The organism is Neobacillus citreus, from assembly GCF_018343545.2.
In the GTDB taxonomy this organism is placed as follows: Bacteria; Bacillota; Bacilli; order Bacillales; family Cytobacillaceae; genus Neobacillus; species Neobacillus citreus.
The window spans coordinates 46,632-72,637 of the sequence record NZ_JAGYPE020000011.1 but is presented as its reverse complement, the minus strand read 5'-3'; the positions used below and the strand labels follow the sequence as shown (position 1 = coordinate 72,637).

22 protein-coding genes are annotated in these 26,006 nt (G+C 42.8%); 7 read left to right on the top strand and 15 right to left on the bottom strand.

Features of this window, described 5'->3' with window-relative positions; translation table 11 throughout:
* Positions 1 to 19: 19 nt before the first annotated feature.
* The 4 genes from KHB02_RS08685 to KHB02_RS08665 all read right to left on the bottom strand — a co-directional run bounded on the left by KHB02_RS08685 (position 20) and on the right by KHB02_RS08665 (position 3,884).
* Positions 20 to 1,048 carry an ion channel gene (locus tag KHB02_RS08685; RefSeq protein ID WP_277398199.1) on the bottom strand — a complete coding sequence of 343 codons (1,029 nt, stop codon included), beginning with the start codon at positions 1,046 to 1,048 and terminating at the stop codon, positions 20 to 22.
* Positions 1,049 to 1,749: 701 nt separating this feature from the next.
* A complete protein-coding gene (locus tag KHB02_RS08675) occupies positions 1,750 to 2,484 on the bottom strand; it encodes a C39 family peptidase (RefSeq protein ID WP_420848077.1) in 735 nt (244 codons plus the stop codon).
* A gap of 175 nt (positions 2,485 to 2,659) precedes the next feature.
* Positions 2,660 to 3,106 (bottom strand): threonine/serine exporter family protein, encoded by a 447-nt coding sequence (locus tag KHB02_RS08670; protein ID WP_213146521.1) that lies wholly within the window; start codon positions 3,104 to 3,106, stop codon positions 2,660 to 2,662.
* Between the two features lie 16 nt (positions 3,107 to 3,122).
* On the bottom strand, positions 3,123 to 3,884 hold the full coding sequence (locus tag KHB02_RS08665; RefSeq protein ID WP_213146520.1) for a threonine/serine exporter family protein: 762 nt from the start codon (positions 3,882 to 3,884) through the stop codon (positions 3,123 to 3,125).
* 186 nt (positions 3,885 to 4,070) lie between these two features.
* On the opposite strand from KHB02_RS08665, the gene KHB02_RS08660 reads away from it, so the two are divergent.
* Positions 4,071 to 6,146, top strand: coding sequence for a carbon starvation CstA family protein (locus tag KHB02_RS08660; protein ID WP_213146519.1), 2,076 nt, complete (start codon positions 4,071 to 4,073; stop codon positions 6,144 to 6,146).
* On the top strand, positions 6,139 to 6,342 hold the full coding sequence (locus KHB02_RS08655) for a YbdD/YjiX family protein (RefSeq protein WP_213146518.1): 204 nt from the start codon (positions 6,139 to 6,141) through the stop codon (positions 6,340 to 6,342). Before KHB02_RS08660 ends, KHB02_RS08655 begins: the two co-directional genes overlap by 8 nt.
* Before the next feature lie 125 nt (positions 6,343 to 6,467).
* Here the strand turns inward: KHB02_RS08655 and KHB02_RS08650 are convergent, their stop codons facing one another.
* From KHB02_RS08650 to KHB02_RS08640, 3 genes are all read right to left on the bottom strand, one after another.
* Positions 6,468 to 7,436: a ring-cleaving dioxygenase gene (locus KHB02_RS08650; RefSeq protein WP_213146517.1), complete on the bottom strand. Its 969-nt coding sequence runs from the start codon at positions 7,434 to 7,436 to the stop codon at positions 6,468 to 6,470.
* 275 nt (positions 7,437 to 7,711) lie between these two features.
* Complete coding sequence (locus tag KHB02_RS08645) at positions 7,712 to 7,942, bottom strand: hypothetical protein (protein WP_213146516.1); 231 nt, start codon at positions 7,940 to 7,942, stop codon at positions 7,712 to 7,714.
* Positions 7,943 to 8,012: 70 nt separating this feature from the next.
* Entirely contained in the window at positions 8,013 to 8,756 is a 744-nt protein-coding gene (locus KHB02_RS08640; RefSeq protein ID WP_213146515.1) for an alpha/beta hydrolase, read from the bottom strand.
* Between the two features lie 220 nt (positions 8,757 to 8,976).
* Between KHB02_RS08640 and gntK the strand changes: the two genes are divergently transcribed.
* The gene (gntK, locus tag KHB02_RS08635) at positions 8,977 to 10,521 is read left to right on the top strand and encodes a gluconokinase (protein WP_213146514.1); all 1,545 of its coding nucleotides are present in this window, start codon (positions 8,977 to 8,979) and stop codon (positions 10,519 to 10,521) included.
* Between the two features lie 6 nt (positions 10,522 to 10,527).
* A complete protein-coding gene (locus KHB02_RS08630; protein WP_213146513.1) occupies positions 10,528 to 11,373 on the top strand; it encodes a MurR/RpiR family transcriptional regulator in 846 nt (281 codons plus the stop codon).
* A 44-nt stretch (positions 11,374 to 11,417) separates the two neighbouring features.
* Here the strand turns inward: KHB02_RS08630 and KHB02_RS08625 are convergent, their stop codons facing one another.
* On the bottom strand, positions 11,418 to 12,749 hold the full coding sequence (locus KHB02_RS08625; protein WP_213146512.1) for a GntT/GntP/DsdX family permease: 1,332 nt from the start codon (positions 12,747 to 12,749) through the stop codon (positions 11,418 to 11,420).
* A gap of 219 nt (positions 12,750 to 12,968) precedes the next feature.
* Here KHB02_RS08625 and KHB02_RS08620 point away from each other — a divergent pair, with 219 nt between their 5' ends.
* A complete protein-coding gene (locus tag KHB02_RS08620; RefSeq protein ID WP_420848074.1) occupies positions 12,969 to 14,195 on the top strand; it encodes an MFS transporter in 1,227 nt (408 codons plus the stop codon).
* A gap of 35 nt (positions 14,196 to 14,230) precedes the next feature.
* Here the strand turns inward: KHB02_RS08620 and KHB02_RS08615 are convergent, their stop codons facing one another.
* From KHB02_RS08615 to KHB02_RS08600, 4 genes are all read right to left on the bottom strand, one after another.
* Complete coding sequence (locus KHB02_RS08615) at positions 14,231 to 15,157, bottom strand: ketopantoate reductase family protein (protein ID WP_213146511.1); 927 nt, start codon at positions 15,155 to 15,157, stop codon at positions 14,231 to 14,233.
* Between the two features lie 96 nt (positions 15,158 to 15,253).
* Positions 15,254 to 16,366, bottom strand: coding sequence for a radical SAM/CxCxxxxC motif protein YfkAB (gene yfkAB / locus KHB02_RS08610; RefSeq protein WP_213146510.1), 1,113 nt, complete (start codon positions 16,364 to 16,366; stop codon positions 15,254 to 15,256).
* Positions 16,367 to 16,631: 265 nt separating this feature from the next.
* Positions 16,632 to 18,761, bottom strand: coding sequence for a DNA helicase RecQ (recQ, locus tag KHB02_RS08605; RefSeq protein WP_213146509.1), 2,130 nt, complete (start codon positions 18,759 to 18,761; stop codon positions 16,632 to 16,634).
* A 235-nt stretch (positions 18,762 to 18,996) separates the two neighbouring features.
* Complete coding sequence (locus KHB02_RS08600) at positions 18,997 to 20,022, bottom strand: asparaginase (RefSeq protein ID WP_213146508.1); 1,026 nt, start codon at positions 20,020 to 20,022, stop codon at positions 18,997 to 18,999.
* A 182-nt stretch (positions 20,023 to 20,204) separates the two neighbouring features.
* Between KHB02_RS08600 and KHB02_RS08595 the strand changes: the two genes are divergently transcribed.
* Positions 20,205 to 20,375 (top strand): hypothetical protein, encoded by a 171-nt coding sequence (locus KHB02_RS08595; protein WP_213146507.1) that lies wholly within the window; start codon positions 20,205 to 20,207, stop codon positions 20,373 to 20,375.
* A gap of 117 nt (positions 20,376 to 20,492) precedes the next feature.
* Here the strand turns inward: KHB02_RS08595 and KHB02_RS08590 are convergent, their stop codons facing one another.
* A complete protein-coding gene (locus KHB02_RS08590) occupies positions 20,493 to 22,070 on the bottom strand; it encodes a fatty acid--CoA ligase (protein ID WP_213146506.1) in 1,578 nt (525 codons plus the stop codon).
* A gap of 78 nt (positions 22,071 to 22,148) precedes the next feature.
* Complete coding sequence (locus KHB02_RS08585; protein ID WP_213146505.1) at positions 22,149 to 23,294, bottom strand: acyl-CoA dehydrogenase family protein; 1,146 nt, start codon at positions 23,292 to 23,294, stop codon at positions 22,149 to 22,151.
* Positions 23,295 to 23,544: 250 nt separating this feature from the next.
* On the opposite strand from KHB02_RS08585, the gene KHB02_RS08580 reads away from it, so the two are divergent.
* Entirely contained in the window at positions 23,545 to 24,504 is a 960-nt protein-coding gene (locus KHB02_RS08580; RefSeq protein WP_241113784.1) for a D-2-hydroxyacid dehydrogenase, read from the top strand.
* A 30-nt stretch (positions 24,505 to 24,534) separates the two neighbouring features.
* Here the strand turns inward: KHB02_RS08580 and KHB02_RS08575 are convergent, their stop codons facing one another.
* On the bottom strand, positions 24,535 to 25,761 hold the full coding sequence (locus KHB02_RS08575; protein ID WP_213146504.1) for an RtcB family protein: 1,227 nt from the start codon (positions 25,759 to 25,761) through the stop codon (positions 24,535 to 24,537).
* Positions 25,762 to 26,006: the final 245 nt, after the last annotated feature.

Here is a 26,006-nt window from a genome sequence, read left to right as displayed (position 1 = left end):
CTCCGCCGGAATGCGTTTTTTATATCCTTTGATAAGTTTTTTTGTCGCAAATAACAAACAGTCTCGCTTCTTTTGGGATGGAGTCGTGCCATTTTTTGAGGATGTTTAAGTCATCCCGATCGGCAATCAGCTGGGCTCCTTTATTTTTTAAGGCTTCGTAGGCCTCGCCGTATGTTTTCCATTCCGGTTTTAATTCTACCTCCCAAAGGTCGCTCCCAGCGTCCCCATCCCTTCTGCTTAATAATTGTGTAAAAAGATGGCTCGTACCCTTGGTTTGGGCGGATTTGGCCATAAGGTTGGATACAGATTGGTGTGAAAGAATGAACTCGTCTACTTTTACATGGTTGAAATTACCGACATGCCTTTCATTTAATATTTCTGCGATGGTGTAAATATTACTTTCTGTTCCCTCATCATAGCGTTCGATGGAGGAAGCCGTTAGGAGTGTTTTCCCGTCAGCTAAATCGGGATTGGTGATGCCGTCAGGAGCAAACAGCAATACCGCTTTTGCTTTTTCGATTCTTGCCCTTTTGAGGGTCTCCTCATCGGTTGGGCTTCCTTGTATGTAGAGGAACCGTTCATGCTCATACGGCGTTTTCTCCAACTCGTCAATTAGTACAATTTCCGTTTTGGGCTCCGCTGCAAACAGCTCTTTAATAGTGTTTTTGCTTTTGGCTGTCCAGCCAACAATGACAAAATGATTTTCACCTTTGAAGGTCATCCTGCCTTCCTCCTTCATTTGCTTATACCTGGAAACACTGTCGATAATCATCCCAATGACGGTGCCGAAAAGCCCGATACCCAGCGTATAGACGATGACCATCGCCCAGGTCCGCCCCAACTGCGTCGTCGGGTAAATATCGCCGTATCCGACCGTTGTCATTGTGGTCAGAATCCACCAGACCGCGTGAAAGGTATTTTCAAAGGTTTTCGGCTCTAGCATTCTCATAATCTCTGCATTGATAAATATGTAAATGGTTGTGAAAAGGATGACGGTTCGATAGCGGTATTTGGATGCCGTTAGAAATAATCTTCGGAAGAAGACCAATGTAGTGCACCTCCTGTGCATGGATTTGTTTTTAGGTTTCATAACGACCGTGGCATTTATTTTTTCGGCAGTTCAGGCGATTTGAACCTTTCATAACGACCCAAGCCCAAGACTCCGTTTCTCATCTGATTCAGGCGTTTTGCCCCTCTCAACCAATCAATTAAAATAGTGGATTCGATGGCACCGGGATCCATATATCTGTTAATGAAAACCCTCCATCTGGTCCCCCCCTTTTTTAAATAAATACTTCTATTTACTATTCAAATAATCCTTTTTATAAAAATGTTTAAAAGCGTGGATTAACGTTGAAAATATTTCAATTAGCCAATTGACAAATACAGATTAATCATGTAATATTATTAATTGTGCTTTTCATTTGTATAACTTGAAATAAATAGAGAATACACAATGTAAGAATTTTACTGGCTTTTCACTCGTGTTTTTTTTTGGAAAGACTTATTCACACTGGAACGGCCTCGGAGCCGTAAGGATGTTAGAGAGGTAGGGCTGGCATCGTTTAGGTTTATAAAACCTACTGGTGGAAATTGTACCGCGGCATATTTAATTAAGAAATATTTAAATTTTTACATGAAGGCAGCATAAGGAACTTGCAGCTATTCAAGTTACGATAAATCCTAAAATAAGGAAAGCAATAGAAGGCAGAGGAGCTATTCCTCTGCCTTCGTCCAATTTACAGGACGCTATTGGATAACAATTGCTTGTTTGCCCATTTGCTCCCATGTTTTGATAAAGGTTTCGCGGTCTAGTTTTTTGTTCTTTGTACCGTATGGGTCATTGACATAGATGTGGGACTGGTCATAACCAGTAATCACCACGCTGTGTTCACTGAAGGTGATATCGATTTTTCCCTCTGGGGTATTCCAGGTTTGAAATACGTTTACCGGAGCAAAGCCTGTTGTCGTGATAATCCAAACTGGATGTCCTTGGTTTACTTTTTTCAACAGGTCTGTAAATGGACTGCCCGTTAAATTTATGGCACGTTCCCCAGCATATTTTTGGGCAAGCTCGTAAACGGGGCCATTGTACACCCCAAGTCCCGGCCCATGTGCCATATCTCCAACAAATCCGGTATTTGGATTTCCTTTTAGTCCGTTGCTATAGGTAAACGGAACTGTTTTAATATTTTCGGCAAGCTCATATTTCGTCACATTGATTCCATGAAATTGCATAACCATCGCAAGGCTCGTCACCTCACAGCCATTGTAGAGCATCGGCTTATCCATTTGATTAATCAACGGGACATCGAGCAGTTTGCTTTCAGGCAAAATAGGATAATCTTTTTGAAGTGCTATCTGGCGTGTTTTTAGAGGAGGGTCCTCCAAAATCATTTTTATTGCCGATCGTATTGCTTCGACCCCAATTATGTTTGTTGAACCAAAGAGAATCGCCATGAAAACAATAAGCGCAATAATCATTTTGTTCATAAATAATAAATACCTTCCCTGTGAACTTTTCATTTTGCTAGTAGTACTAATATACTAATATATTACTATACCAAACGTTAATAGAACCTAAAAGAGGAAAAGTTTCCAGATAAAATCCAGAGGCTGTTCAAGGAATAAAGTTGAAAAGACAGCCCCTAGAAAAAATTTATGTTTTTAACTTTCTTTCATTGATTTTCCGGATCACTTGATTGATCACTTCTGAGAAAACTAACCCAAAGGCGATGGTTCCCGCAAGCATCAAAACCTGAGCAGCAGACCCAAGTGCCGTGTTATAATTCTCTTCCACAAAATTTCTCATGGCATTATAAGCGAGTCCCCCTGGAACTAATGGAATAATTCCAGCAACACTAAAAATAATCACAGGGGTTTTATATAATTTTGCCAATTCCTGGCTTAGCACAGCTATAAAGACCGTTGCCAGTAATGTCCCTAAAACAGGATCATCATAATATCCTTCGACAAGATAATAAACCAGCCAGCCTCCTGCACCAATCAACCCGCATTTCACCAAGGTATTCCTCGGTGCATTAAAAAGGATGCCAAATGCCCCTGTTGCAATAAAGCTGGTTATGACCTGAGCTAAAATATCCACTTTTCCAAGACCTCACTCACAAGAATTTCAGTATTACCGCAATTCCAGCCCCAATGGCAAAGGCTGTCAGAAACGCTTCGGCACCTTTTGACAATCCGGAAACGAGATGGCCCGCCATTAAGTCTCTGATGGCGTTGGTCACTAATAATCCAGGAACTAACGGCATGACCGACCCAATAATGATTTTATCCAGTTGATGGCCCACGCCGATTATGACAAAAATCAAGGAAAGCAGCCCAATCACAAATGCCGCCAAAAACTCGGAGAAAAACTTGATCGGCACGAAGCGATGGAAATAAACAAAGCTTAAATAACCCGCACCTCCGGCAATCATTGATGGCAAGAAATCATTCCAACCTCCCTTAAACATAATCATAAAACAGCCGCTTGCCAAGGAGGCTGCCGCGACCTGCACCCTGAACGGGAAGGAAAGGTCCTTGGCTTCAATTTCCTTTAGCTGTTTCATCGCCTCTTTACTATCCAGATCACCGCTTGATATTTTTCGTGAAATACTATTCACGATGGCGACCTTCTCTAAATCTGTCGAACGCTCTGAAATTCTAATCAACTTGGTTTTTGTCGGTTCCGACCCTTCGGCGGAAAAAATAATGCCCGTTGGCGTAACATAGCTATGTGACTTTTCAATCCCGAACGAGGCTGCCATCCGCATCATCGTATCTTCCACCCGATATGTCTCCCCGCCGCTCTGCAGCATAATTTTCCCCGCCAGAAGACAAACCTCCATAATTTCATACGTTCGTTCTGCTTCATTATTCATCTATATCTCACCACGTCAATTTCAACATTTGATAAATAGTTTAATTCAAAAACCTGTAATAAGGCAATTTCTAGTCAGTTTATCAAAATTTCGGGAAATTTGTCAAAATTCACAAAAAATTCTCTTGAATTCAGAAAATAATAAAATATAATAATATTATTCTAAATAGGAAAGGTGTGAATCTTTATGAAAACGTTTAAATCCATTATTATCTGGGGAGTCATTGCCGCCCTCGGAGCAGCAGGTTTTGCCGTCATGGCCTTAAACAGGGGCGAAAGCATCAGTGCGATTTGGCTGTTAACAGCCGCTGTCTGCGTATATGCCATTGCTTACCGTTTTTACAGCAAGTTTATTGCAGAAAAAGTATTTCAGTTAAACGATAAAAGGAAAACCCCTGCTGAAATTCATAACGACGGAAAAGATTTTGTACCGACAAACAAATGGGTTTTATTTGGCCACCATTTCGCCGCTATTGCCGGTGCAGGTCCATTAGTTGGTCCAATTCTCGCAGCTCAAATGGGATATTTGCCTGGAACACTTTGGATTGTCGTTGGTGTTGTTTTGGCTGGTGCTGTTCAGGACTTTGTTATTCTTTTCGCTTCCATGCGCCGCAACGGTAAATCACTCGGAGAGATGATTAAAGAAGAGATGGGCAAGGTTACAGGCGTCATTGCGATGATCGGGATTTTAGGAATCATGGTAATTTTATTAGCAGTTTTAGCCCTTGTCGTCGTAAAAGCACTTGTAGGAAGCCCTTGGGGAATGTTCACGATCGCAGCAACGATTCCGATTGCGATATTAATGGGAATTTACATGCGCTTCATCCGCCCTGGCCGCGTTGGCGAAGCATCCATTATCGGTATTGTTTTACTTTTACTTGCCTTAGTTTTCGGACAGACAGTTGCCGAAACCCCAACTTTAGCAGCCATGTTCACGTTCAAAGGCGAAGCGATTGCCATTATGATGATTATTTATGGCTTTATTGCATCTGTACTGCCTGTTTGGCTGCTGCTCGCACCACGCGATTACTTAAGTACGTTCTTAAAAGTGGGTACCATTATGGGACTTGCCATCGGTATTGTCGTAGTTGCTCCACACCTAGAAATGCCTGGTGTAACGAAGTTTATTGATGGTACGGGTCCAGTATTTGCAGGAAACCTCTTCCCGTTCTTATTTATAACTATTGCCTGCGGTTCTGTTTCCGGTTTCCATGCTCTCGTTTCATCCGGTACAACACCTAAAATGATTGAAACAGAATCACATGCCCGCCCAATCGGCTATGGTGCGATGCTGACAGAATCCTTTGTTGCCGTCATGGCAATGATTGCCGCCTGTGTGCTGCATCCTGGTGTGTATTTTGCGATTAACAGCCCAGCTGCCTTAATCGGAACGGACGTTACCCAAGCTGCTTCTGTTGTATCCAGCTGGGGCTTTACGGTCACTCCTCAAGATTTAGCGAATTATGCCAAGGATGTAGGGGAAGCTTCGATTCTCTCCAGAACCGGCGGTGCCCCAACCCTGGCGATTGGTATGGCGGTTATTTTCTCAAAAGTTATTGGCGGAAAGGCGTTAATGGCATTCTGGTACCATTTCGCGATTCTTTTCGAAGCGTTGTTCATCTTAACAACTATTGACGCCGGTACTCGTGTCGGCCGCTTTATGATCCAGGATATTTTAGGAACCGTTTATAAGCCATTTGCGAAAACTGACGCGCTGGTTCCAAACCTTATTGCAACCGCATTATGCGTTCTATTCTGGGGTTACTTCCTGTATCAAGGCGTTATTGACCCGCTTGGCGGTATTAATACACTATGGCCGCTTTTCGGTATAGCCAACCAAATGCTGGCTGGAATCGCCCTGCTCTTTGGAACTACGATTCTCTTTAAAATGGGCAAAAAAGCGTATGCCTGGGTTACCTTGGTGCCAACCGCTTGGCTATTAATTGTTACGCTAACAGCAGGCTGGCAAAAGCTATTCCATGAAAATCCAAAAATCGGCTTCCTTGCTCATGCCAAAATTTTCAAAGAAGCGAATGATGCCGGCAAGGTTCTTGCACCAGCGACTTCTCCAGCACAAATGAATCAGGTACTGATCAATGATTACGTGGATGCCACACTAACGGGGATTTTCATGGTTGTTGTCATTTTGGTATTAATCGCAGCCATTCGAATTTGGCTTCAGGTTTTAAACGGCAAAAAATTAACAGTACACGAAGAACCATTTATTCCGCGTACCGAAGGGGATTTGAAGAAATATGCTTAATCGCTTGAGAAAGCTCAACGCCTACCGTAAGCAGTTTATTAGTTTACTGGTTGGAGTTCCAAGCTATGAAACATATGTAGCTCATATGGAATCGCACCATCCTGGCGAGCCTATTAAAACACGGAAAGAATTCTTCTGTGAGGCTCAGGATGCACGTTACAATGCGAAGGGCGGTAAAGTTTCACGCTGCTGTTAAAACAGAAAAAGCCTTGACCCATTGGTTAAGGCTTTTTTAGTTTATAAGGCTGCATCATTCACTTCAGCAAGTATTAATTATTTGTTTTTATTGGATTCCGATTCTTTTATAAATTTCACAAATATTCAATTTAGGTCTAGCGGCCGCAGCTTTTCTTCTATCTCTTTTCGGCGTGGCTCTAAAAATGGCGGTAATGCCAGCTTTTGACCCATTGTTTCCATCGGTTCGTCTGTTGCAAAGCCTGGCTCATCTGTTGATAATTCAAACAAAATGCCATTTGGCTCTCTGAAATATAATGCTTTAAAATAATAACGTTCTACTTTTCCTGAGTTCGGCAAGCGATAATCCTTCAAACGCTGTGCCCATTGGTTGTATTCTTCTTCATTTGGTACACGGAAAGCAACATGATGAACTCCCCCACGGCCTAATCGAGCTTTTGGCAAATCGGGCCTTCTTTCAATATGCACTTCTGCGCCACTGCCCCCTTCACCTGTTGCATAAACCAATATTTCAGGAAAATCCCCTTCAAGTGATGGGTATGATCCCACATATTGAAATCCCATGACTTCAGTAAGCACACCAATGGTAGGTTCTGCCATTCCAACAGTGAGGGTAACAGGTCCTAAACCTATTATGGCATGTTCTTTTGGAATATCTTCCCCGACCCAAGGAACCCCCGGCCTAACACCTTCTTCACCGTTGTCGGCGACCAGTATTAAACGTGTCCCATCGAAATCTTTGAAGGCTAATGTATCACGATTTGCTCTTTTTTCAATTTCATCATGTTGAACACCAGCCTGTTTCAATCGTTCCTTCCAAAACAATAAAGAATTAGTAGTCGGAACTCTTAAGGATACAGTGGAAATATCTGAAGTTCCCCTGTATGAACTTCCAAGATTAGGAATGTCAAAGAAGGTCACCTCAGTACCGGGATTTCCTTCTGCATCCGCATAGAAGAGATGATATGATGATGTATCATCTTGGTTTACTGTTTTCTTTACCAATCTCATTCCTAAGATTTTTGTATAAAACTCATAATTTCTTTCTGCTTTTCCGGTCAAAATCGATACATGATGTAACCCTAAAAGTTTCATTTCCTCCACTCCTACATTCTTATTTTTTCAAAATCGGTTAGAATAAATGCAATTATCTTGAATTCGAGATATTATTTCAAAAATAACCTTCAATTACCCTAAACAGGATATCTTGAAGTTGAGATAATAGTAACCCTTTTACATTTATATGTCAATAGACTTTCTATTAGCGACTAAATGAAAACAAACTCCCACTTGGTTTACGAAAGCGAGAGTTTTTGTTCCTACCGACATAACTCCAGGCCATCCATTCCTGGTGGCTTTGTCGCTAAAATCTACTCCCCAATATTGTTCTCAAACCATTCCTGCAACTCTTGTAATGAGGTAAAAGAGAAGATTTCTTCTCCATTCTGACCATTATCAAAACCGGTGTTTCCCCTTAAGGTAATCATCCCTTCATCCTCTGAAATGAGAATCGCATAGGGATGATTCACATTTATGTACCTGGCATCCAAATCATTATCAATCCAGTTCTTACTTCTTAAAAAAGTTTCACAATGGTTCACTAATAATCACTCCTTCACTAAATATTGTTCCAAAAATGCAACAAAAAAAGAGACAAAAAAATTGTCTCCATTAAAGATTTTTTTCGATAAATTCTAATGTTTTTTCGATAATTACCTGCTGGTCGTTATCAAGTGTGGCCACATGGTAGCTGTCTTTCACCCGATGAAGTTCTTTAACCTCTGAGCGAATGTCATCATAAATGATTTGCGAGTTATCAGGCGGGACGACATGGTCTTCATCAGAAACAAAAATTAATACCGGGCAGGTAATTTTGTGAAGGTCTGCTTTTACCTCATCCATAAAGGTCAAGATTTCCTTCACAGATTGAACCGGTGTTTTTTCATAGGCAAGTTCCACGACACCCGGCTTCTTAATATCTGAACCGATCGCATCTAAATAACGCACATCTTCTAATTGGCGGACTGGTAACATGGCCGGAATATCAACAGCTGCATTAATAGGGATAATCGCGCGAATTTCTGGATGGGTTTCAGCCATATACAAGGTTAATGTTCCGCCCATTGATAAACCAGTCACAAAAATCGTGTCACAGCGTTCCTGTAGCCATTGGTAAGCTTCCTCTACCGAAGTAATCCAATCTTGATATGTTGTTTGCTCCATATCTTCATAATGTGTTCCGTGCCCTTTTAAGCGCGGCCCGCAAACCGTGTAGCCTGCTTTGGCATAAGCCTCCCCAAGCGGGCGCATGCTTTGGGTGGACCCCGTAAAACCATGTGAGACCAAGATACCGACACGATTTCCTTCAAAATAAAACGGTTCAGCACCTTCTAGAACTGGATATTTTTCAGACATGAACTTCCCTCCCGTAATAATTTGCATATACGTTTAAAATATTCGCTACAAACACCTTTTTCCCTTTCTTTTTTAAAACTATCTAATAATCTCTTTATGTATGTTTAACAATAGTTATAGGACAAATTGTAGTGTGCAGGAATATTTTTTCTTATATAATGATACTGGAGTAAAAATTTTTTGAACTATACAATAACGCTTCATAAAGGAGATTAACCCAATGACTAAAACCTCTTACTATCTCGGTGTTGATATTGGTACCACAAGTACAAAGTCAGTTCTTTTTGCAGAAAAAGGGAAAGTTATCAGCATGCATCATGTTGAATACCCTTTATACAGCCCTGCCCCGTCCATTGCAGAACAGGATCCGGAGGAAATTTTCCAAGCTGTCCTAGAAACGATGAAAGTAGCTATCAAAAAGGGCGAAATCAATTTGGAACAGCTTAAGCTTGTTTCCTTTAGTTCCGCCATGCACAGCCTTATCGCCATGGATGATAACGGTAAACCAATTACCCGCTGCATTACGTGGGCAGATAGCCGCGCTACAGAAACAGCTGAAAAAATTAAAAACGAATTGAATGGTCTTGCCATTTACCGTAGAACCGGAACACCGATTCATCCGATGTCACCGCTTGCCAAAATTACTTGGCTAAAAGAGGATCATCCTGAAATCTTTAGCAAAACCAGCAAATTTATCGGTATTAAAGAGTACATATTCTTTAAGCTATTTAATCGTTATGTGATGGATTATTCCATCGCCTCTGCAACAGGGCTGTTTAACCTCGAACAGCTTAATTGGGATGCAGAAGCACTAAGTGTTGCCGGTATTACCACTGAACAATTGCCTGAACCAGTTTCAACAAAGTTTTATTTAACCGGCTTAAAAAATGAATATGTCGAGGAGCTTGGAATATCAGGGAACACTCCATTTGTAGTCGGAGCTAGTGACGGTGTTCTTTCCAATCTCGGCGTCAACGCCATTGACCCAGGAGTAATGGCTGTCACGATCGGCACCAGCGGCGCGATTCGGACTGTCACGGACAAGCCAGTGACTGATCCAAAAGGGAGAATTTTCTGTTATGCGTTAACTGAAAATCATTGGGTTGTCGGCGGTCCAGTCAATAACGGCGGGATGACCTTCCGCTGGGTTCGCGATCAGCTTGCCTGGTCGGAGGTTGAAACAGCAAAACGACTTGGCATCGACCCTTACGATGTCTTAACAAAAATTGCCGACAAGGTCACGCCTGGTGCAGAGGGGCTCATTTTCCATCCGTATTTGGCGGGTGAACGTGCACCTTTATGGAATGCCAATGCCCGCGGTTCGTTTTTTGGACTTGGCCTTCATCACAAAAAAGAGCATATGATTCGTTCTGTCCTTGAAGGTGTCATTCTAAATTTATATACCGTTATGCTCGCCCTTCAGGAAATGATTGGCGTACCGCAAAAAATCCAGGCAACAGGCGGGTTTGCCCGGTCAGCATTGTGGAGACAAATGATGGCGGATATTTTCAACCAGGAAGTTGTTGTACCGGAAAGCTTTGAAAGTTCCTGCCTAGGTGCTGTTGTCCTTGGTATGTATGCACTTGGAGAGATTGAAGATTTCTCGATTATGTCAGAATTGGTCGGTTCCACCCATGCCCACCAGCCAATTGAGGAAAATGTGGCCATTTATGAGGACCTAATCCCGATTTATATCCGCCTATCACGGTTATTTAGCGAAGAATACGGGGCCATCAGCAGCTTCCAGCAAAAATGGGTGAGGTAATCACCAATGCCGCAAAACTGTCTAGGAAAAATTCGTTCTTATTACGCAAGGCTTAGTGAAAAAGAAAAAAAGATTGCTGACTACATCTTGGACAGTCCCGAAAAAATCATTCATAACACCATAAACGAAGTGGCAGAGGATTTGAATGTCGCTGATGCCACTGTTTTTCGGTTTTGCAAAAGGATTGGTTTCAAGGGGTACCAGGCAATGAAAATTGCCCTCGCTTCTGAAATATTTGAACCTATTCAACAGATTCATGAAGAAATTAAGGAAGATGATACGGAGAAGACAGTAGCGGTGAAAATTTTTCAGTCAAATATTAGAGCATTGGAAAACACCTTGCAGATTCTCGATGGGCCTTCTATTCAAAAGGCAGTTGATTTATTATTGCAGGCTGACCGGGTTGAGTTCTATGGAACGGGCGGCTCAAATGTAATCGCCATGGATGCTTTCCACAAGTTTGTCCGGACAGGGATTAAAGCATTTGCCTTTATCGATTCCCATTTCCAGCTTATGTCGGCTTCCCAGCTCGGCGAAAAAGATGTGGCTGTGGTGATTTCTCATTCGGGAACAAACAAAGACACCATCAATATTTTAAGAACAGCGCAAAAAAATGGCGCCAAAACAATCGGTATTACAAGCTATCCAAAATCACCAATTGGACAAAACGTGGATGTTGCTCTTTTTACAAGCTCTGAAGAGACCGAATACCGCTCCGAAGCACTGTCTTCGAGAATCGGCCAATTAAGCCTGATAGATGCTCTTTATGTTAACATGATGATCCGCAATAAGGACAAGGCCAAAAACTCACTTGATAAAGTTAGGGAAGCCATTTCTAATACACGAATGTAAATCTAAATGAGGATGCCTTTTTGAGGCATCCTCTGCTTTTTTACTTAGACAAGCATATTCACTATAAGTGCCCCAATAAAGGCGACAAAGGAAAGAATTGTTTCGAGTACCGTCCACGTTTTAAAGGTTTCTTCAAGAGTTAGTCCCAAGTATTCTTTAACCATCCAGAACCCGGCGTCATTGACGTGTGAGAACATTAACGAGCCTGCGCCTGTTGCAATAACCAGCAATTCTAAATTGACTCCTGACATTCCGGCCACAATGGGAGCAACGATTCCAGCAGCAGTCGTTAATGCCACTGTTGCAGAGCCTGTGGCAATCCGGATTAACCCTGCAATCAAGAACGCCAGTACAAGTGGTGATATATTCAAATCCTGAGACATGCTGGCAATTACTTTCGCCACGCCGCTATCAATAAGAATTTGCTTAAAACCGCCGCCTGCACCAATGATTAAAATAATTGAACCGACTGGTATAATACATTCTTCCACGAGTTTCTTAATTAAGTTCCTATCCATTCCATGACGGAAGCCAAGGAAATAAAAAGCTAAGAAACAAGAAATTAACAGAGCGATGACTGGGCTGCCGATAAAGGTTAACACTTTTTGCGCACCAGCTGAAAGATGCAGATATGGTGCCGCTGTTCCTAATATCATTAATATGACTGGCATTAAGATCGATAGGAAGGAAACACCAACACTTGGTACCGACTTTTTATCGGCTTGATCGTCGATTTTCACCAACGTTGGTTCGCCGGTCGGGATAACCCGTTTGTTAATCATCCATGCAAATAACGGCCCGCCAATTATACCTGTAGGAATCGCAATAATTAAAGAGTACAGCAATACTTTTCCGAGATTAGCCCCATAAATTCCGATTGCCGCAATCGCCCCCGGATGCGGCGGGACAAGACCGTGTGTGATGGACAAACCAGCAATAGCCGGCAGACCAACTAATAAAATATTTTGTTTAGATGCTTTTTGGATGGAAATAACCAGCGGTAACAGAATTAAAATTCCCACTTCAAAAAAAACGGGAATACCAATTATAAAGCCTGAGAAAAACATCGCCCATGGCAGCTTCTTTTCGCCAAATGCCCTAATAAAGAAATTGGCAATTTGCAATCCTGCCCCTGATTCAGCGAGCATTTTACCTAAAATCGTACCTAGGGCCAAAATGCCCACTAAGTGTCCTAAGACTGCGCCGACCCCTGTTTCATAGGAACCGACAATCTTGTCCCATCCCATACCGGAAAAAATCGCCAAGAATAGTGCTGCGACCATTAAACTAATAAATGCATGCCACTTAAACCAAGAAACTCCTAAAATGACAATGATAATTGCCAGCAGTGTGATGAGTAACAAATATGTATCCATTATAACTGCCACCCTTCTGTAATGTAAAAAAGCTTATAAATGATTTGAAACCATTTTCACGCCTATTTGCTAAATTTCTCCTTATTGTTCTTCAACGAGTACGAGCTTATACAAATAGCCAATCCGTCAAACCATAAATATAAATGAAATTTCCTATTTAAATTTTTCAGAAATTTCGGTAAAATAATATTTAGAGAATCGAAATAAATACAGAAAGAAGTGTTATCTAACTTGAAACAACAGGACCAGGCAAAACGAAATTTGGCCATCATGTGGTTCGCCAACTTTTTTGTAGCTGGAAGCATGACAATGGTTCTGCCGTTTATCTCCCTGTACATCGAGTCACTGGGTGATTTTTCAGAGAAATACGTCCAGCATTGGTCAGGTTTAACATTCGGTATTACATTTGTGTCCGCCTTCCTCTTTTCACCGATTTGGGGCAGGATCGGCGACCGTTATGGCAGAAGAAAAATCCTGATCATTTCCGGAATGGGAATGGCTTTTTCGATCCTGTTAATTGGGTTTGCCCAATCGGTTTGGCAGCTTTTCATGCTCCGCTTTTTTATGGGCTTCTTCTCAGGATTTATTCCAATGTCACAGGCACTTATCTCCACACAAACGCCGAAGGAAATTGCCGGCCGTGTCCTCGGCACCCTGCAAACAGGAAGTATTACGGGTTCCTTATTAGGCCCGATGCTTGGCGGGGTTCTCGCTGACACCTTTGGCTATGCAGACACCTTTAAGTGGACCTCCGTCACGATTTTCCTTTCCGCCCTGCTTGTGCTGGCAGTAAAAGAAGTTCGAATAGAAGTAAAAAAGGGAGTGAGGTCCCACTATTCAAGCAAAGAAGTTGTCCAGCATATTATCCGTAATCCGGTCATGCTGACTGTTCTGCTCATCTCAGCCCTTGTACAAATCGCCCATTTTAGTATTCAGCCAATCCTATCACTATTTGTAGGCGAGCTGCATGGCCCTAAAAATATCGCCTTTTATTCAGGAATTGCTTTTTCTGCTGCTGGTTTAGGGAATTTGTTGATGTCCAGAAGATGGGGAAATATTGCCGACCGGCACGGTTATATTAAGGTTTTGGTGATTCTTCTTTTCCTAGCGGGAATTATTTACTTACCTGGGGCCGCGGTTACAAATCTTTGGCAGCTGGTCATCATTCGGTTTGTTCTAGGGGTTGCCATCGGGGGAATTATTCCGGTGCGAATTGCTTATATCCGCCAGGAGGCACCTCTTGCCATGCAAGGTGAGGTTCTTGGCTATAACAACAGTCTGAGGTTTCTTGGAAACATCATTGGCCCAATGCTCGGCGGCTTTATTTCCGGATATCTTGGTTTTTCGGCTGTATTTATCAGTACCAGCGCGTTATTAATCATTAGCGGTGTAATTTTGTTGGTATCTATGAATAAGCATCCAAAGCTGGCAAAGCACACGGCATAGAGGGTGAGCAACTTTTTGCTCACCCTTTTTATTATTTATTTGCCTTGCTGCAGTTGCAGTTCATACACTTTTAAATTGGCATAAACAGCATCTAAAACCGGAACTGGAATTTGTTCTTTACGAGCGATTGTTAATAAATACCCATGCAGATGGTCCGCTTCGACAGAAAGCTGCTTCTCCATATCCCGCTGCATCGAGGATTTCATCGCATAGCCCAAGCTATCAATTTGATTCAGTTGAAGTGCTGCTATATCTTCAGGCAGAGGCGCACCAATTTTGTTCATGACGGAAATGATTTCTTGTGACAGTTTTTCGATTGTTGCCCGGCCGCTTGGCATTTCCCTGATTGGTCCAATCGGCGCCCTCATCAGAGTCGTAATTCCTGACATCATCGAAATAAACAAATATTTGTTCCATAAATCCTGATTAATGTTGTCGCTGAGTCGATAGCCAGACCTAGTGCCGCTGAAGGCTTCTTCAATTTTTAAGATTCTTTCAGTCTTTTCACCGGTTAATTCACCAAAGACAATATCGTGTCTTGGGCTTGTTTGGATGATTCTTCCCTCTTGGTCTAGGGTAGTTTCAATAAAGCACAGGCCGCCAATGATCCGCTCTTGGCCGAACTCTGCTGCTAATTGTTCAATATGGGAGATTCCGTTTAATAATGGAAGAATGGCTGTCTTTTCATTTACATATTGCCGGAAGCTATCAATTGCACCTTGCAGGTGATAGGCTTTCGTCGAGAGCAGGATTAAGTCAAACGGATCCGCTTCCTCTCCAGACAAAATCAGTTTTGGAGTCAGTGTGACGCTGCCGTGAACACTATCAATGACAAGCCCTGCTTGGTCAAGCTGCTTCTTTCTTCCTTCTCTTACTAAAAAAGTGACATCAACGCCTTTTTCCTGCAAGCGTCCGCCAAAATATCCGCCAACTGCCCCTGCACCAACGACTAAAATCCTCATGCTACAAACCCCCTATGGATAAACCTATAATTCTAGTATAAGGGAATTTTTACTAAATAGTAAGATAAAAAAGCAGGATACTCTGTCATCCTGCTTTTAAATATTGGTCTGCCGTTTTGAAAAATCAATGTCTTGATAATAGCTGTTTTTGACAAGAATATTTGGGCCAAGACACCTTACGGATGGACAGTGGCAGCTCAGTTCTTTTGCTAAGTTCGAGGTTTGCCATGTCTGATACGCATCTTGAAGTTTCGTCGTTTGAATGTTTCCGAGCGGAGGAGCATCACCAAAATCAGTTACGATAATATCTCCGTTGAAGATGTTGACATTTAGACGGGAGCGGCCGTCAGGGTCGTTTCGAACGGTGATATTTTTGCTGGAATAGAGCCGTTTTAATAGGTTAAGGTCCTCCTCTTTATTGTTGCACGGATAAAATGGCAGTGTGCCAAACAGCATCCACGTTTTTTCATCCCTAATGTCCAACAAACGATGGATCGCCTCTCGTATTTCTTCGAGCGTCAGTACTTCCAAATTGCTAGCGAAGTCACTCGGATACATCGGATGCACCTCGTGCCTTTGGCAAAGCATCTCATCGACAATTTGCCGGTGAATTTTTTCAAGATGCGGCAGCGTCCGTTTGTTTAACATTGTTTCTGCGGATACCATCACACCTGCTTTGACAAGCTCGCGGCTGTTCTCTATCATTCTTTCAAAATATTTAGCCCGCTGCTGGTGATCAGGCTTTTTTTCCATCCGGGCAAAACCGCCCTCAACAAAATCGTCTATAGTTCCCCAGTTATGCGAAATATGTAGGACGTCCAAATAAGGAATAATTAATTCATAGCGGTCGAGGTCCATTGTTAAATTAGAATTGATTTGCGTCCGCACTCCGCGTTCATGTGCGTATTTTAAAATGGGAACGACATAATTTTTGATTGAGGAAAGGGAAAGCATCGGTTCGCCGCCAGTGATGCTAAGGGCTCTTAGTGTCGGGATTTCCTCCAGCCTTTGTAATAGCAGTTCGAGCGGAAGAGCCTCCGGATCCTTTGTCTGCAAGGTATAGCCGACCGCACAATGCTCGCAGCGCATATTGCAAAGTGTTGTGGTGGTGAATTCAATATTCGTCAACTGGGGCTTTCCGTACTCCTCAATGTCCAGATAGGCTTCCCAAGGATCATATTGAGGGGAAATTTTTTTCATCGTTTTCATGATTTGCTCCTTTAAATCGAATCTAACAAACTTAATTATTATAGCCGACTTTGTGGATTTGATGGTACATAAAAGCTTATGAACACCATTACGTTTATATTCAGATGGATGCTTTTCAATCTGCTTATCCGTTTATCGACAAATTGCCGGGGAAATAGAACAAATTTATAGGAATATCGACAAACTATTCGAATTTTCAGATATTTATATTCCCGTCTTTCAAAAAAGGCTGTACCTAACACTAGTGCCTTGTACAGCCAGGTTTTTATTTTTTTTTGCTTAAAAAATACACATATACTTTAATCATAAAATAACTCACTTCATCTGGAAGCAAATCTTTAATAGGTTTTAGGCGGTCCCGGCCAGCTTGTTCCACTGCTTTTTCTAAAAGCGGAATATACTCGCCTGGAATCAGCCTTGTAAAATCAACAGCAAGTCCCTGCTGGGCACATTGCAGCAAATGATTTTCGACAGTGCTTACTGCCAACTCGCGCTGTTCGGCTATTTCCTGAATGGATAATTGGCTTTGATGCAGGTTCAATGTCTCTAAGTGCGAATCTGTCACCGCTTTTTTCGCCGGCTTTTTTGCCGCGACCGGTTCAGGTTCCAATTCGCTTTGGTAGTTTGGGTTTTCCTCTAAAAACGCTCGAATCACTTGGATAAACTCCAATCCATATTTTTGAAGCTTGTGTTCCCCTACCCCGCTCACATTTAACATTTCTTCACTTGCTTTCGGCAGCTTAGCACACATATCCTTTAGCGAAGCATCTGAGAAAATCACAAACGGAGGGACTTTTTCTGCCTCGGCAATCCGTTTGCGGGCTTCCCTTAATTCTTCAAATAATGGGTCACTCTTAGTTACTTGTTTCACCTGGACAGTTTCCCTGCGATGGACCTGCTGATTTCCGAGTAAAACTTCTTTTCCCTTTGTTGATACATAAATGGTTGGAAAGGTACCTTGCTCGATCGCTAGCAAGTCCTGTGAAATCAAGAATTCGATAAAATCACTGACATCCTTTGCACTTTTGTCCTTCATGATTCCGTACGTTGATAACCTTTCGAAACCCATTTCGGTGACTTTTTTATTTTTCGAGCCTGTTAATACCTGTGCGGTGATGTTTTTACCAAAGCGCTGCCCCATCCGAATCACACAGGACAAAACCATTTGCGCTTCTTTTGTTACATCAATGCTTGTCCTTGCGTCCGTGCAATTTCCGCATCTGCCGCACGGCTCCGTTTCTGTCTCACCAAAATAATGCAAAATAAATTCCTGCAGGCAGCTTTCTGTATGGCAATAATCGACCATCTGCTGGAGTTTTTCAAGTTCTTGAGTCATTCTGGTCCTATCGCTGGATTGGTCAATTAGAAAACGCTGAATTTGCACATCCTGCGGCGAGTAGAGCACGATACATCCGCTGGCGAGTCCGTCACGGCCTGCACGTCCCGCTTCCTGATAGTAGCTTTCCATGTTTTTTGGAAGCTGCAGGTGAATACAATAGCGGATATTGGATTTGTCGATTCCCATTCCAAATGCAGATGTCGCTACCATAACCGAAGCTTGGTCTGTTAAGAACCGTTCCTGCTCGAGGGCGCGTTCCGCATCCCCCATTCCGGCATGATAACGGGCGACATTGATGTTTTCCTTTCGGAGCCGTTCGTAAAGGATATCGACATTTTTCCGTGTCGCAGCATAAATAATGCCTGCCTCTTTGTCATTCTTTTTCAGATAATCTAACAGATATTTAAGACGATCCTGTCCTTTAATGACAGAGAATGAGAGATTTTCACGTTCAAAGCCTGTGATAATGGTGTTTCGTTCATCTATTTCCAGCAGGATGCAAATATCTTCCCGCACCCTTGGTGTTGCCGTTGCAGTTAAGGCGATGACGCTTGGCCTTTGCGGCAGCATTTGAATCATTTTTTGGATATGCCGATAGCTCGGTCGGAAATCATGCCCCCACTGTGAAATACAGTGCGCTTCGTCCACTGCGATTAATGGGATTTCCATTTGTCTAAGGTCGTTTAGGAATTCCGGCGATTCCAACCGTTCGGGTGCTATGTACAATAATTTGTATTCTCCGTGCTTTGCTGCTTGGATTCGTTCATAGGCCTCCTGGAAACTAAGCGAACTGTTAATAAAAGTGGCTGGAATTCCTACCTGAATAAGGGCATCGACTTGATCCTTCATTAATGAGATCAGCGGAGAGACAACAATGGTGGTACCCGGGAGAATGAGAGCAGGAATCTGATAGCAGATCGATTTTCCGCCGCCAGTCGGCATGACGCATATAGTGTTATTTCCTGTTAAAACGGATTGAATTGCCTGCTCTTGGCCGGTGCGGAAGGAGCTGTAGCCAAAGTGGGATTGCAGCAGGGGAAGTGCTTGTTCAAACAAGGGAAGTCCTCCTTTTACTTTGAAGATAGATTTAATCCCCTCTATTATACTACTTTCTAAATAGATATGAAAAATTGTATAGTTATCGTTTGGTTAATCCTCATAACGACCGGGACTCTGATTTTACCTATCGTTCAGGTGTTATGAGCCCTTCATAACGACCCATGCTCCGATTTTACCCATCGGTCAAGTCTTATGAATCTTTCATAACACCACGCCCCAAAAAATAAATAGATTAAACCTGACTGGATGTGGCTGGCTGCAATTTAAAATCCGCTACCAATTCACCAATTACCTCATTACGGGCATTGCGCAATTTCGGAAGGTGGTACTCAGCAAGTTCTTCGATTTGCTCCACAGTTACTAAATTCAGCTGTTTCAACACTTCGACTGCTGCAGGAAAGACCGCGCGGCTATTGCCGTCTTCAACCTTGATGGCAATCCCGAGCCCTGTTTCAAGATCACCAATACAATAAACAGCCTCCGCCCCAACCTTGCCTATGAATCTGCCTTTTCCTATCCTCATAAAATCGGAACAAAAACGGTCTGTCCCGCCAACCATTTCCGGGGCTATTATCATTGCCTTCGCCACCCGTCTAACGGCATTACGGCGATTTTCAGGCAGGGCATCCGGCTGTGCCAAGCGGGCATATCCATAAGCAATTTTTTCAAGAGGCAGGCCATGAACCGGTACGCCGCATCCGTCGATACCTATTTCTATTTTTTCTATCGGATAATCCGTCATCTCACTGACAGCGGCAAGAATCCGCTGTTGAACGGGATGATTCAGCTCGTAATAGTTTTCGAGTGTCTCTCCTAAATGTTTGGCAGTCACGAGCATCCCGGTATGCTTTCCGGAACAATTGTTATATAAAGGAGTAATCTCTTTACCTTCACGGATTAGCTCTTTATATCTCTCTTCCCATCGCGGTGGATGGGTTCCACATTTCAAGCAAATGTCTTCAAGGCCTGCCCTTGCAAGAATGGCTAGAACCCTGTCTGTATGCATTTTCTCTCCATTGTGCGAAGCACAGCATAACGAAAGATCGGCATCGCTGAAGCCATAATGATCAGCTGTCCCCGTTTCCACTACAGGAATTGCCTGAATCGGTTTCATCGAAGAACGGGTGAAAACCACTGCTTCAGGATTGCCTGCATAATAAAGTAAATTCCCCTTGGCATCCACCACTGCAATATGTCCATGATGAACGCTTTCAATTAAATTACCCCTTGTTACGTTTACTAAGTTGGTAGACTCCAAGTTCACTCATCCCTTAAAAAAATTTCAAATCACAATTATGAAACAAAAATAGGACTTTCACAACCGATAAAAATGTTTTAAAAATGTTCAAATTTCACCCCTATTTTATGTGATATACGTCACACAAAACGAAGAAAACATTATTTACAATTTAATTAAGTTATTAAAAGGGGGAATTAAGAATGGCAGTCGCTTGGTTAGTTACAATTGCTTCATTTATTCTTTTTTATTATACAACATCCGTTATTATGGACGGACTTAGAGAAAGAGAACAATATGAATTATCTATTTTAGATGCCCAAATTCAAAGTAACTTTGCAAATCATTCAGAGATTCCGAGAAAAGCAAGTTAGTTTGTGTTTTTAATAAGCTTTACTATTATAAAAACAGACTGCCGTACAAACGCGGCAGTCTTTACTATTTTAAATAGGCTAAACCCAAATTCCTTTGGTACAGCATCACTTAAACTATCACTTATTTGTTGAATCTGGGCTGAAAAGCTCCTCTAATTGTTTTCGCAGAACGAATTTCTGGATTTTTCCGCTGGCGTTCCGCGGCAGCGCTTCACAGAAAATGTATTTGCGCGGACGTTTATAGTTTGCTAGGCTATTGCTGTTTTTGCAATATTCGTCTAGGTCCTGCTCGGTGATATTCGGGTCTTTTTTTACAACGAAGGCTGTGACGGTTTCCCCCCAGCGGTCGTCAGGCTGTCCGATGACAGCCACATCTAGCACGCCATCATGTGCATGGAGCACGTCTTCCACTTCGCGCGGGTAAATATTCTCACCGCCGCTGATGATCATGTCGTCGACCCGATCATTTACAAAAAGGTAACCCTCATCATCCATGTAGCCGATGTCGCCTGAATGATACCAGCCCTTATACATCGCCTTTTCTGTAGCCTCTTCACGATTGTAATAACCTAGCATCATACTTGGCCCTCTTACAATAATTTCTCCTGCTTCTCCTGCTGGACAAACATCACCTGGATCGGACGGCCCATCCTCCCTGGTCCTGACAACGCGAATTTCATGGTTTAGTCCCGCTTGTCCTGCAGACCCTGCTTTTCTCAGCTGGTCTTTTTCCGACAGGAAGGTTATGGCAGGGCCCATTTCTGTCATCCCGTAAGCTTGAATCAAGGAGATGCCCAAGCGGTCATGGAGAGCATGGACAAGTGATGGCGCCATTGGAGCGGCACCATATAAGCCTAGCTTCAGGCTTTCGGTATTGTACTTGCTCAAATCTTCTTGCAGAAGCATATTCCACATGGTAGGCGCTGCAAAGAACTTTGTAATTTTTTCATTTTCGATTAATGACAGTATCACTTTCGGATTAAATTGATGCAGGACGACGTTTTTCGCCCCTATTTGCACCCTTGGCAGGAACGCACAGTGGAGTTCGGCACAATGGAACATTGGGGCTGTTACAAGGCCGACATCCTCTTTTTCAAGCTTTTGGGAGGCAACGCAGAGAAGGCTTTGGTCGACCATATTACGGTGGCTATGCATGACCCCTTTAGGTCTTCCTGTTGTACCGCTTGTATAAATAAAGGCATAAATATCATTTTCGTTTACTTCGGCTTGGATTGCTTCTGCAGTGGCGGAGGTGAGTTTTTCTTGGTAGCTGGCGGCATAGGCTGGAGCCTCTTCATCAATAAACCAGAACGAGATTCTGTCAAAGCGGCTGGCAATAGCCGTGATTACTGGCTCCAATGCCTTTTCTAAAATTACAACCTTAGGGGCGGCATCGGATAAAATAAACGCTACTTCCTCCGACATGAGGCGGAAGTTAATCGGGTTGAAGATGGCACCGATTTTCGCACAGGCAAAAAAGGCAGTTCCTAGTTCTTCTGTATTAAACATGAAGGTAGAGACGCGGTCTCCTTTTTTCACGCCTTGTTTAAGGAGAGCATTTGCCAGACGATTAACCTGTTCATTCCACTCTTTATAGGTGTAGCGGACATTTTTGCGAACATCATAGAGGGCTTCCTTGTTGGGGTACTTTTGGACTGTTAATTCAAAAATTTTACCGATAGTCGTATTGCTCATTTACTCGCCTCCATTTTATTTGGATTTATAAGGAGGCAATCGGTCAGCGGCCAATTGCCATCATTATCATGTGGTTTTTTATAATCCTAAATTTTTCGCAATTATGGTTTTCATAATTTCATTGGTACCTGCATAAATAGCTCCTACTTGAATATCACGGAACCGTCTAGCAATCTCGTATTCTTCCATGTAGCCGTAGCCGCCATGTAGCTGCATACATTCGGATGCAACCTTCTTGGCAATGTCGGTCAGCTTCCATTTTGCCATGGACACCTTGGTCACAACGTTTTTCCCTTCCATATGCTCGGCAATCAGCTGATCCAAAAAGGCTCTGCCCATTTCAATATCGGTGGCCATTTCGACAATTTTGAATTGCGTATTTTGGAACTGGCTGACTGGTTTGCCGAACGCTTCACGGCTTTTTACATATTCAATCGTCTTTTGCAGCATCACTTCGGCTGCTGTTTGCGCTCCAATTGCCACTAGCAGGCGTTCCTGCTGAAGTTTTTCCATCAAATATAGGAAGCCTTTTCCCTCTTCTCCTAGAAGGTTTTCCTTTGGCACACGGCAGTCTTCAAAAATTAACTCTGCCGTATCCTGGGAATGGAGACCAACCTTGTTCAGCTTGCGGCCTCTAGAAAATCCAGGAGCGTCACGCTCAATGACCAGCAGGCTGACGCCCTTATGCTTTGGAACTGCCTGCAGATCGGTCTTCACTGCCACCACAATGAGGTCCGCTTGAATACCGTTGGTGATAAAAGTTTTTTGTCCATTGACAATATAATGGTCCCCGTCAAGCTTAGCAGTGGTTTTAATATTGGCAAGGTCAGAACCTGTCCCAGGCTCTGTCATCGCAATCGCAGTAATGATTTCACCGGTGACGCACTTCGGCAGCCAGCGCTGCTTTTGTTCCTCTGTTCCATAAGCGGTTATGTAAGGAACGACTATATCACTATGAAGTCCAATTCCTATCGTTCCGGTTCCGACTCGTTCAAGCTCTTCATTAATAACAACCGAAAAGCCCCAATCAACCCCGCTGCCTCCATATTTTTCATCAATGTCTGGACAAAGGAAGCCTTGCTCACCCATCTTCGTCCAAAACGAGCGGGGAATGAGTCGATTTTCCTCCCATTGCTCATAAAAGGGATATGCTTCCTTTTCTAAAAACTTTCTTAAAGACTGGCGAAAAATTTCATGATCTTCATTTAAATAAGGGTGTTTCATTCCTATAAACCTCTCTTTCTAGAAAACGCTTTCTTTATTTTCTATTTTAACAAAAACAGAGACTTTTTTGTATTTTTAATCCTTATTTTTCCACATAAAAGATGTCGGTGCTCCTTTCTACTAACCAATTGCGGGACACTTTTGATTTTTACGTTTAGAATTAACTAGAAAAGTCAAATCAGTTACCTTTTTTTGAAAATTCCTATATCATTAGTTTAGATTGATTTGCAATGAATGGAGGAACCAAGCCTTGCGAAGAAAAATTGTAATTACCCATAACCTTGAACAACACCTGCTCAGTCAGATTAAAGAAGTAATCCCCGATTGGGAAGTAATCGCCAGTAAGGAAAAGAATATCTGGCAGGAACATGCCAAGGATGCTGAAATTATTGCCGGGTGGAAAAAAGGCCTTGATGAATATTGCCTTGTTTCTGGTTCAAAACTGAAGTGGCTGCAAAGCTGGAGTGCCGGAGTCAATACCTTGCCGCTTGAAAAGCTGAAAGCCCATAATATTCTTTTAACAGGTGCAAGCGGCGTGCATGCCTATCCCATTTCTGAAACAATTTTCGCATTACTGCTTGGTCTAACCCGAAAAATCCATACATATGTACGAAACCAGCAAGCCAAAACCTGGCATCATGCTAATATGAAGCTCGAAATCCATGGAAAAACGATTGGCATCATCGGAGTCGGAACAATCGGAAAAGAAACCACCAAAATCGCCAAAGCCTTTGGAATGAAAGTTCTCGGTGTACGGCATTCGGGCCAGCCGGCTGAGTTTGTCGATGAGATGTACACTACCGATCAATTGGACGCACTTTTACCACAGTGCGATTATGTCGTAGTCACCTTGCCTTTGACGAAAGAAACACGCCGTATGTTTGGCGCCGATCAGTTTAAACTCATGAAATCGACGGCCTTCTTTATCAATATCGGCCGCGGTGAAATCGTGGTTGAAGAGGAAATCGTCAAAGCCTTACAGGAAGGTGAGATTGCCGGAGCAGGTCTTGATGTTTTCGAAAAAGAACCATTAAGCCAGGACAGTCCGCTTTGGGAAATGGAAAATGTCATTATCACTCCGCACACCTCCGGCTCCACTGAGCATTATAATGATCGTGTCGTCGAAAATATCTTAATACCCAATTTAAAAAGCTACCTTTCAGGTGAAGACCCTTCTATTAATCTTGTTGATTATGCAAAAGGGTATTAAATAGAAGAGAGACCACTTGCGGTCTCTCTTCTATTTTTTATATCTTCCAGGAGTGTATTTTTCACTCGCCTTAAAGTTATATACCGGTTTAATAAAGCTTGCAATCACGACGGTTTCTTCCACTTTTTCAAGAATTTCATTGATTGGCTTGTAGGCCATTGGCGCTTCATCTAGTGTCTCTTCGGAAACTGATGTCGTCCATACGCCCTTCATTGTGTTGTGGAAATCATCCATCTTTAATTTCTTCATGGCCTGGGTCCGGCTCAAGACGCGGCCCGCTCCATGCGGTGCCGAGTAATTCCACTCGTCATTTCCTTTTCCTACTGCTAAAATCGACCCGTCCCGCATGTTGATAGGAATAATCAGCCGCTCCCCTTTTTGTGCAGATACTGCGCCCTTACGCAAAATCAGGTTATCTGTATCGATATAGTTGTGTATTGTATCGAAACGGTCCGCTTCTTCGAACTCCATATTTTCAGTAATCGCTCTGGCGATTTCTTCACGGTTGGCTTTTGCGAATGCCTGAGCCAGTTTCATGTCATGAATATAGTCATTAAAATCCTCGCCTTCCAAATAAGCTAAATCATCCGGAATGATGGGATTTTTTTCTTTGTAGTTTTGAATCATAGCTTGAATTTCCCTTTGGCGCCCCTCAGTCTTTAGTTTTTCAATGATTTCGCTTAAATCATGCTTACGGAGCTTAGAAATGGCCAGCTTTTGATAATATTGTGCAATCTTTGCCCCCACATAGCGGCTGCCGGTGTGGATGGTTAAATAGTGGAATCCGTCAGAGTCAGTCGAAACCTCAATGAAATGGTTCCCGCCGCCAAGCGTTCCCAGACTATATAAGCTTTTATTCTGACTCAGAATGTGTGCCGCTTTAAATTCTGCCGTTGACGGAAAACTCGTGTTAACGAAACCGACAGTCTCATCCGTATGAATCTCTTGCCCACTCGGGACGTACGTCCTTATCACTTGATCCAGTTTATTAAAATCGACCTTTTTTTCTTGAAGTTTGACAGTCAGAACGCCGCAGCCGACATCCACGCCTACCAGATTCGGGACCACTTTATCCTTCAATTGAATGGTTGTGCCGATCACGCAGCCTTTCCCGGCATGATAGTCTGGCATGATACTAATTTTGGTATCTTTTAAAAAAGCTTGATTACAAAGCTCCTTGATTTGCTCAAGAGCTGCTTCCTGCGGGTAATTGGAGAATACCTTTGCCTCCGTCTGTGTTCCCGTTATTTTAATCACGAGTTTTTTCGCCTCCTTTTACAGATATTAACAATAGGCTACCATTGATGGGGGATTTAAACAATCGATTTTTGTGCGACAAATTTCTTTTGCAACTATTAGGTATATGAAGGACATTTTGATTCGACTGACAACTGTTTTTGTCCTTCATCCGGCTTATCAAGAACATTTCACTTCTGCCGGCTCCCGATTTTGTCCTTCATCCGGCTTATCAAGGACATTTCGCCACTGCTGGAACCTGATTT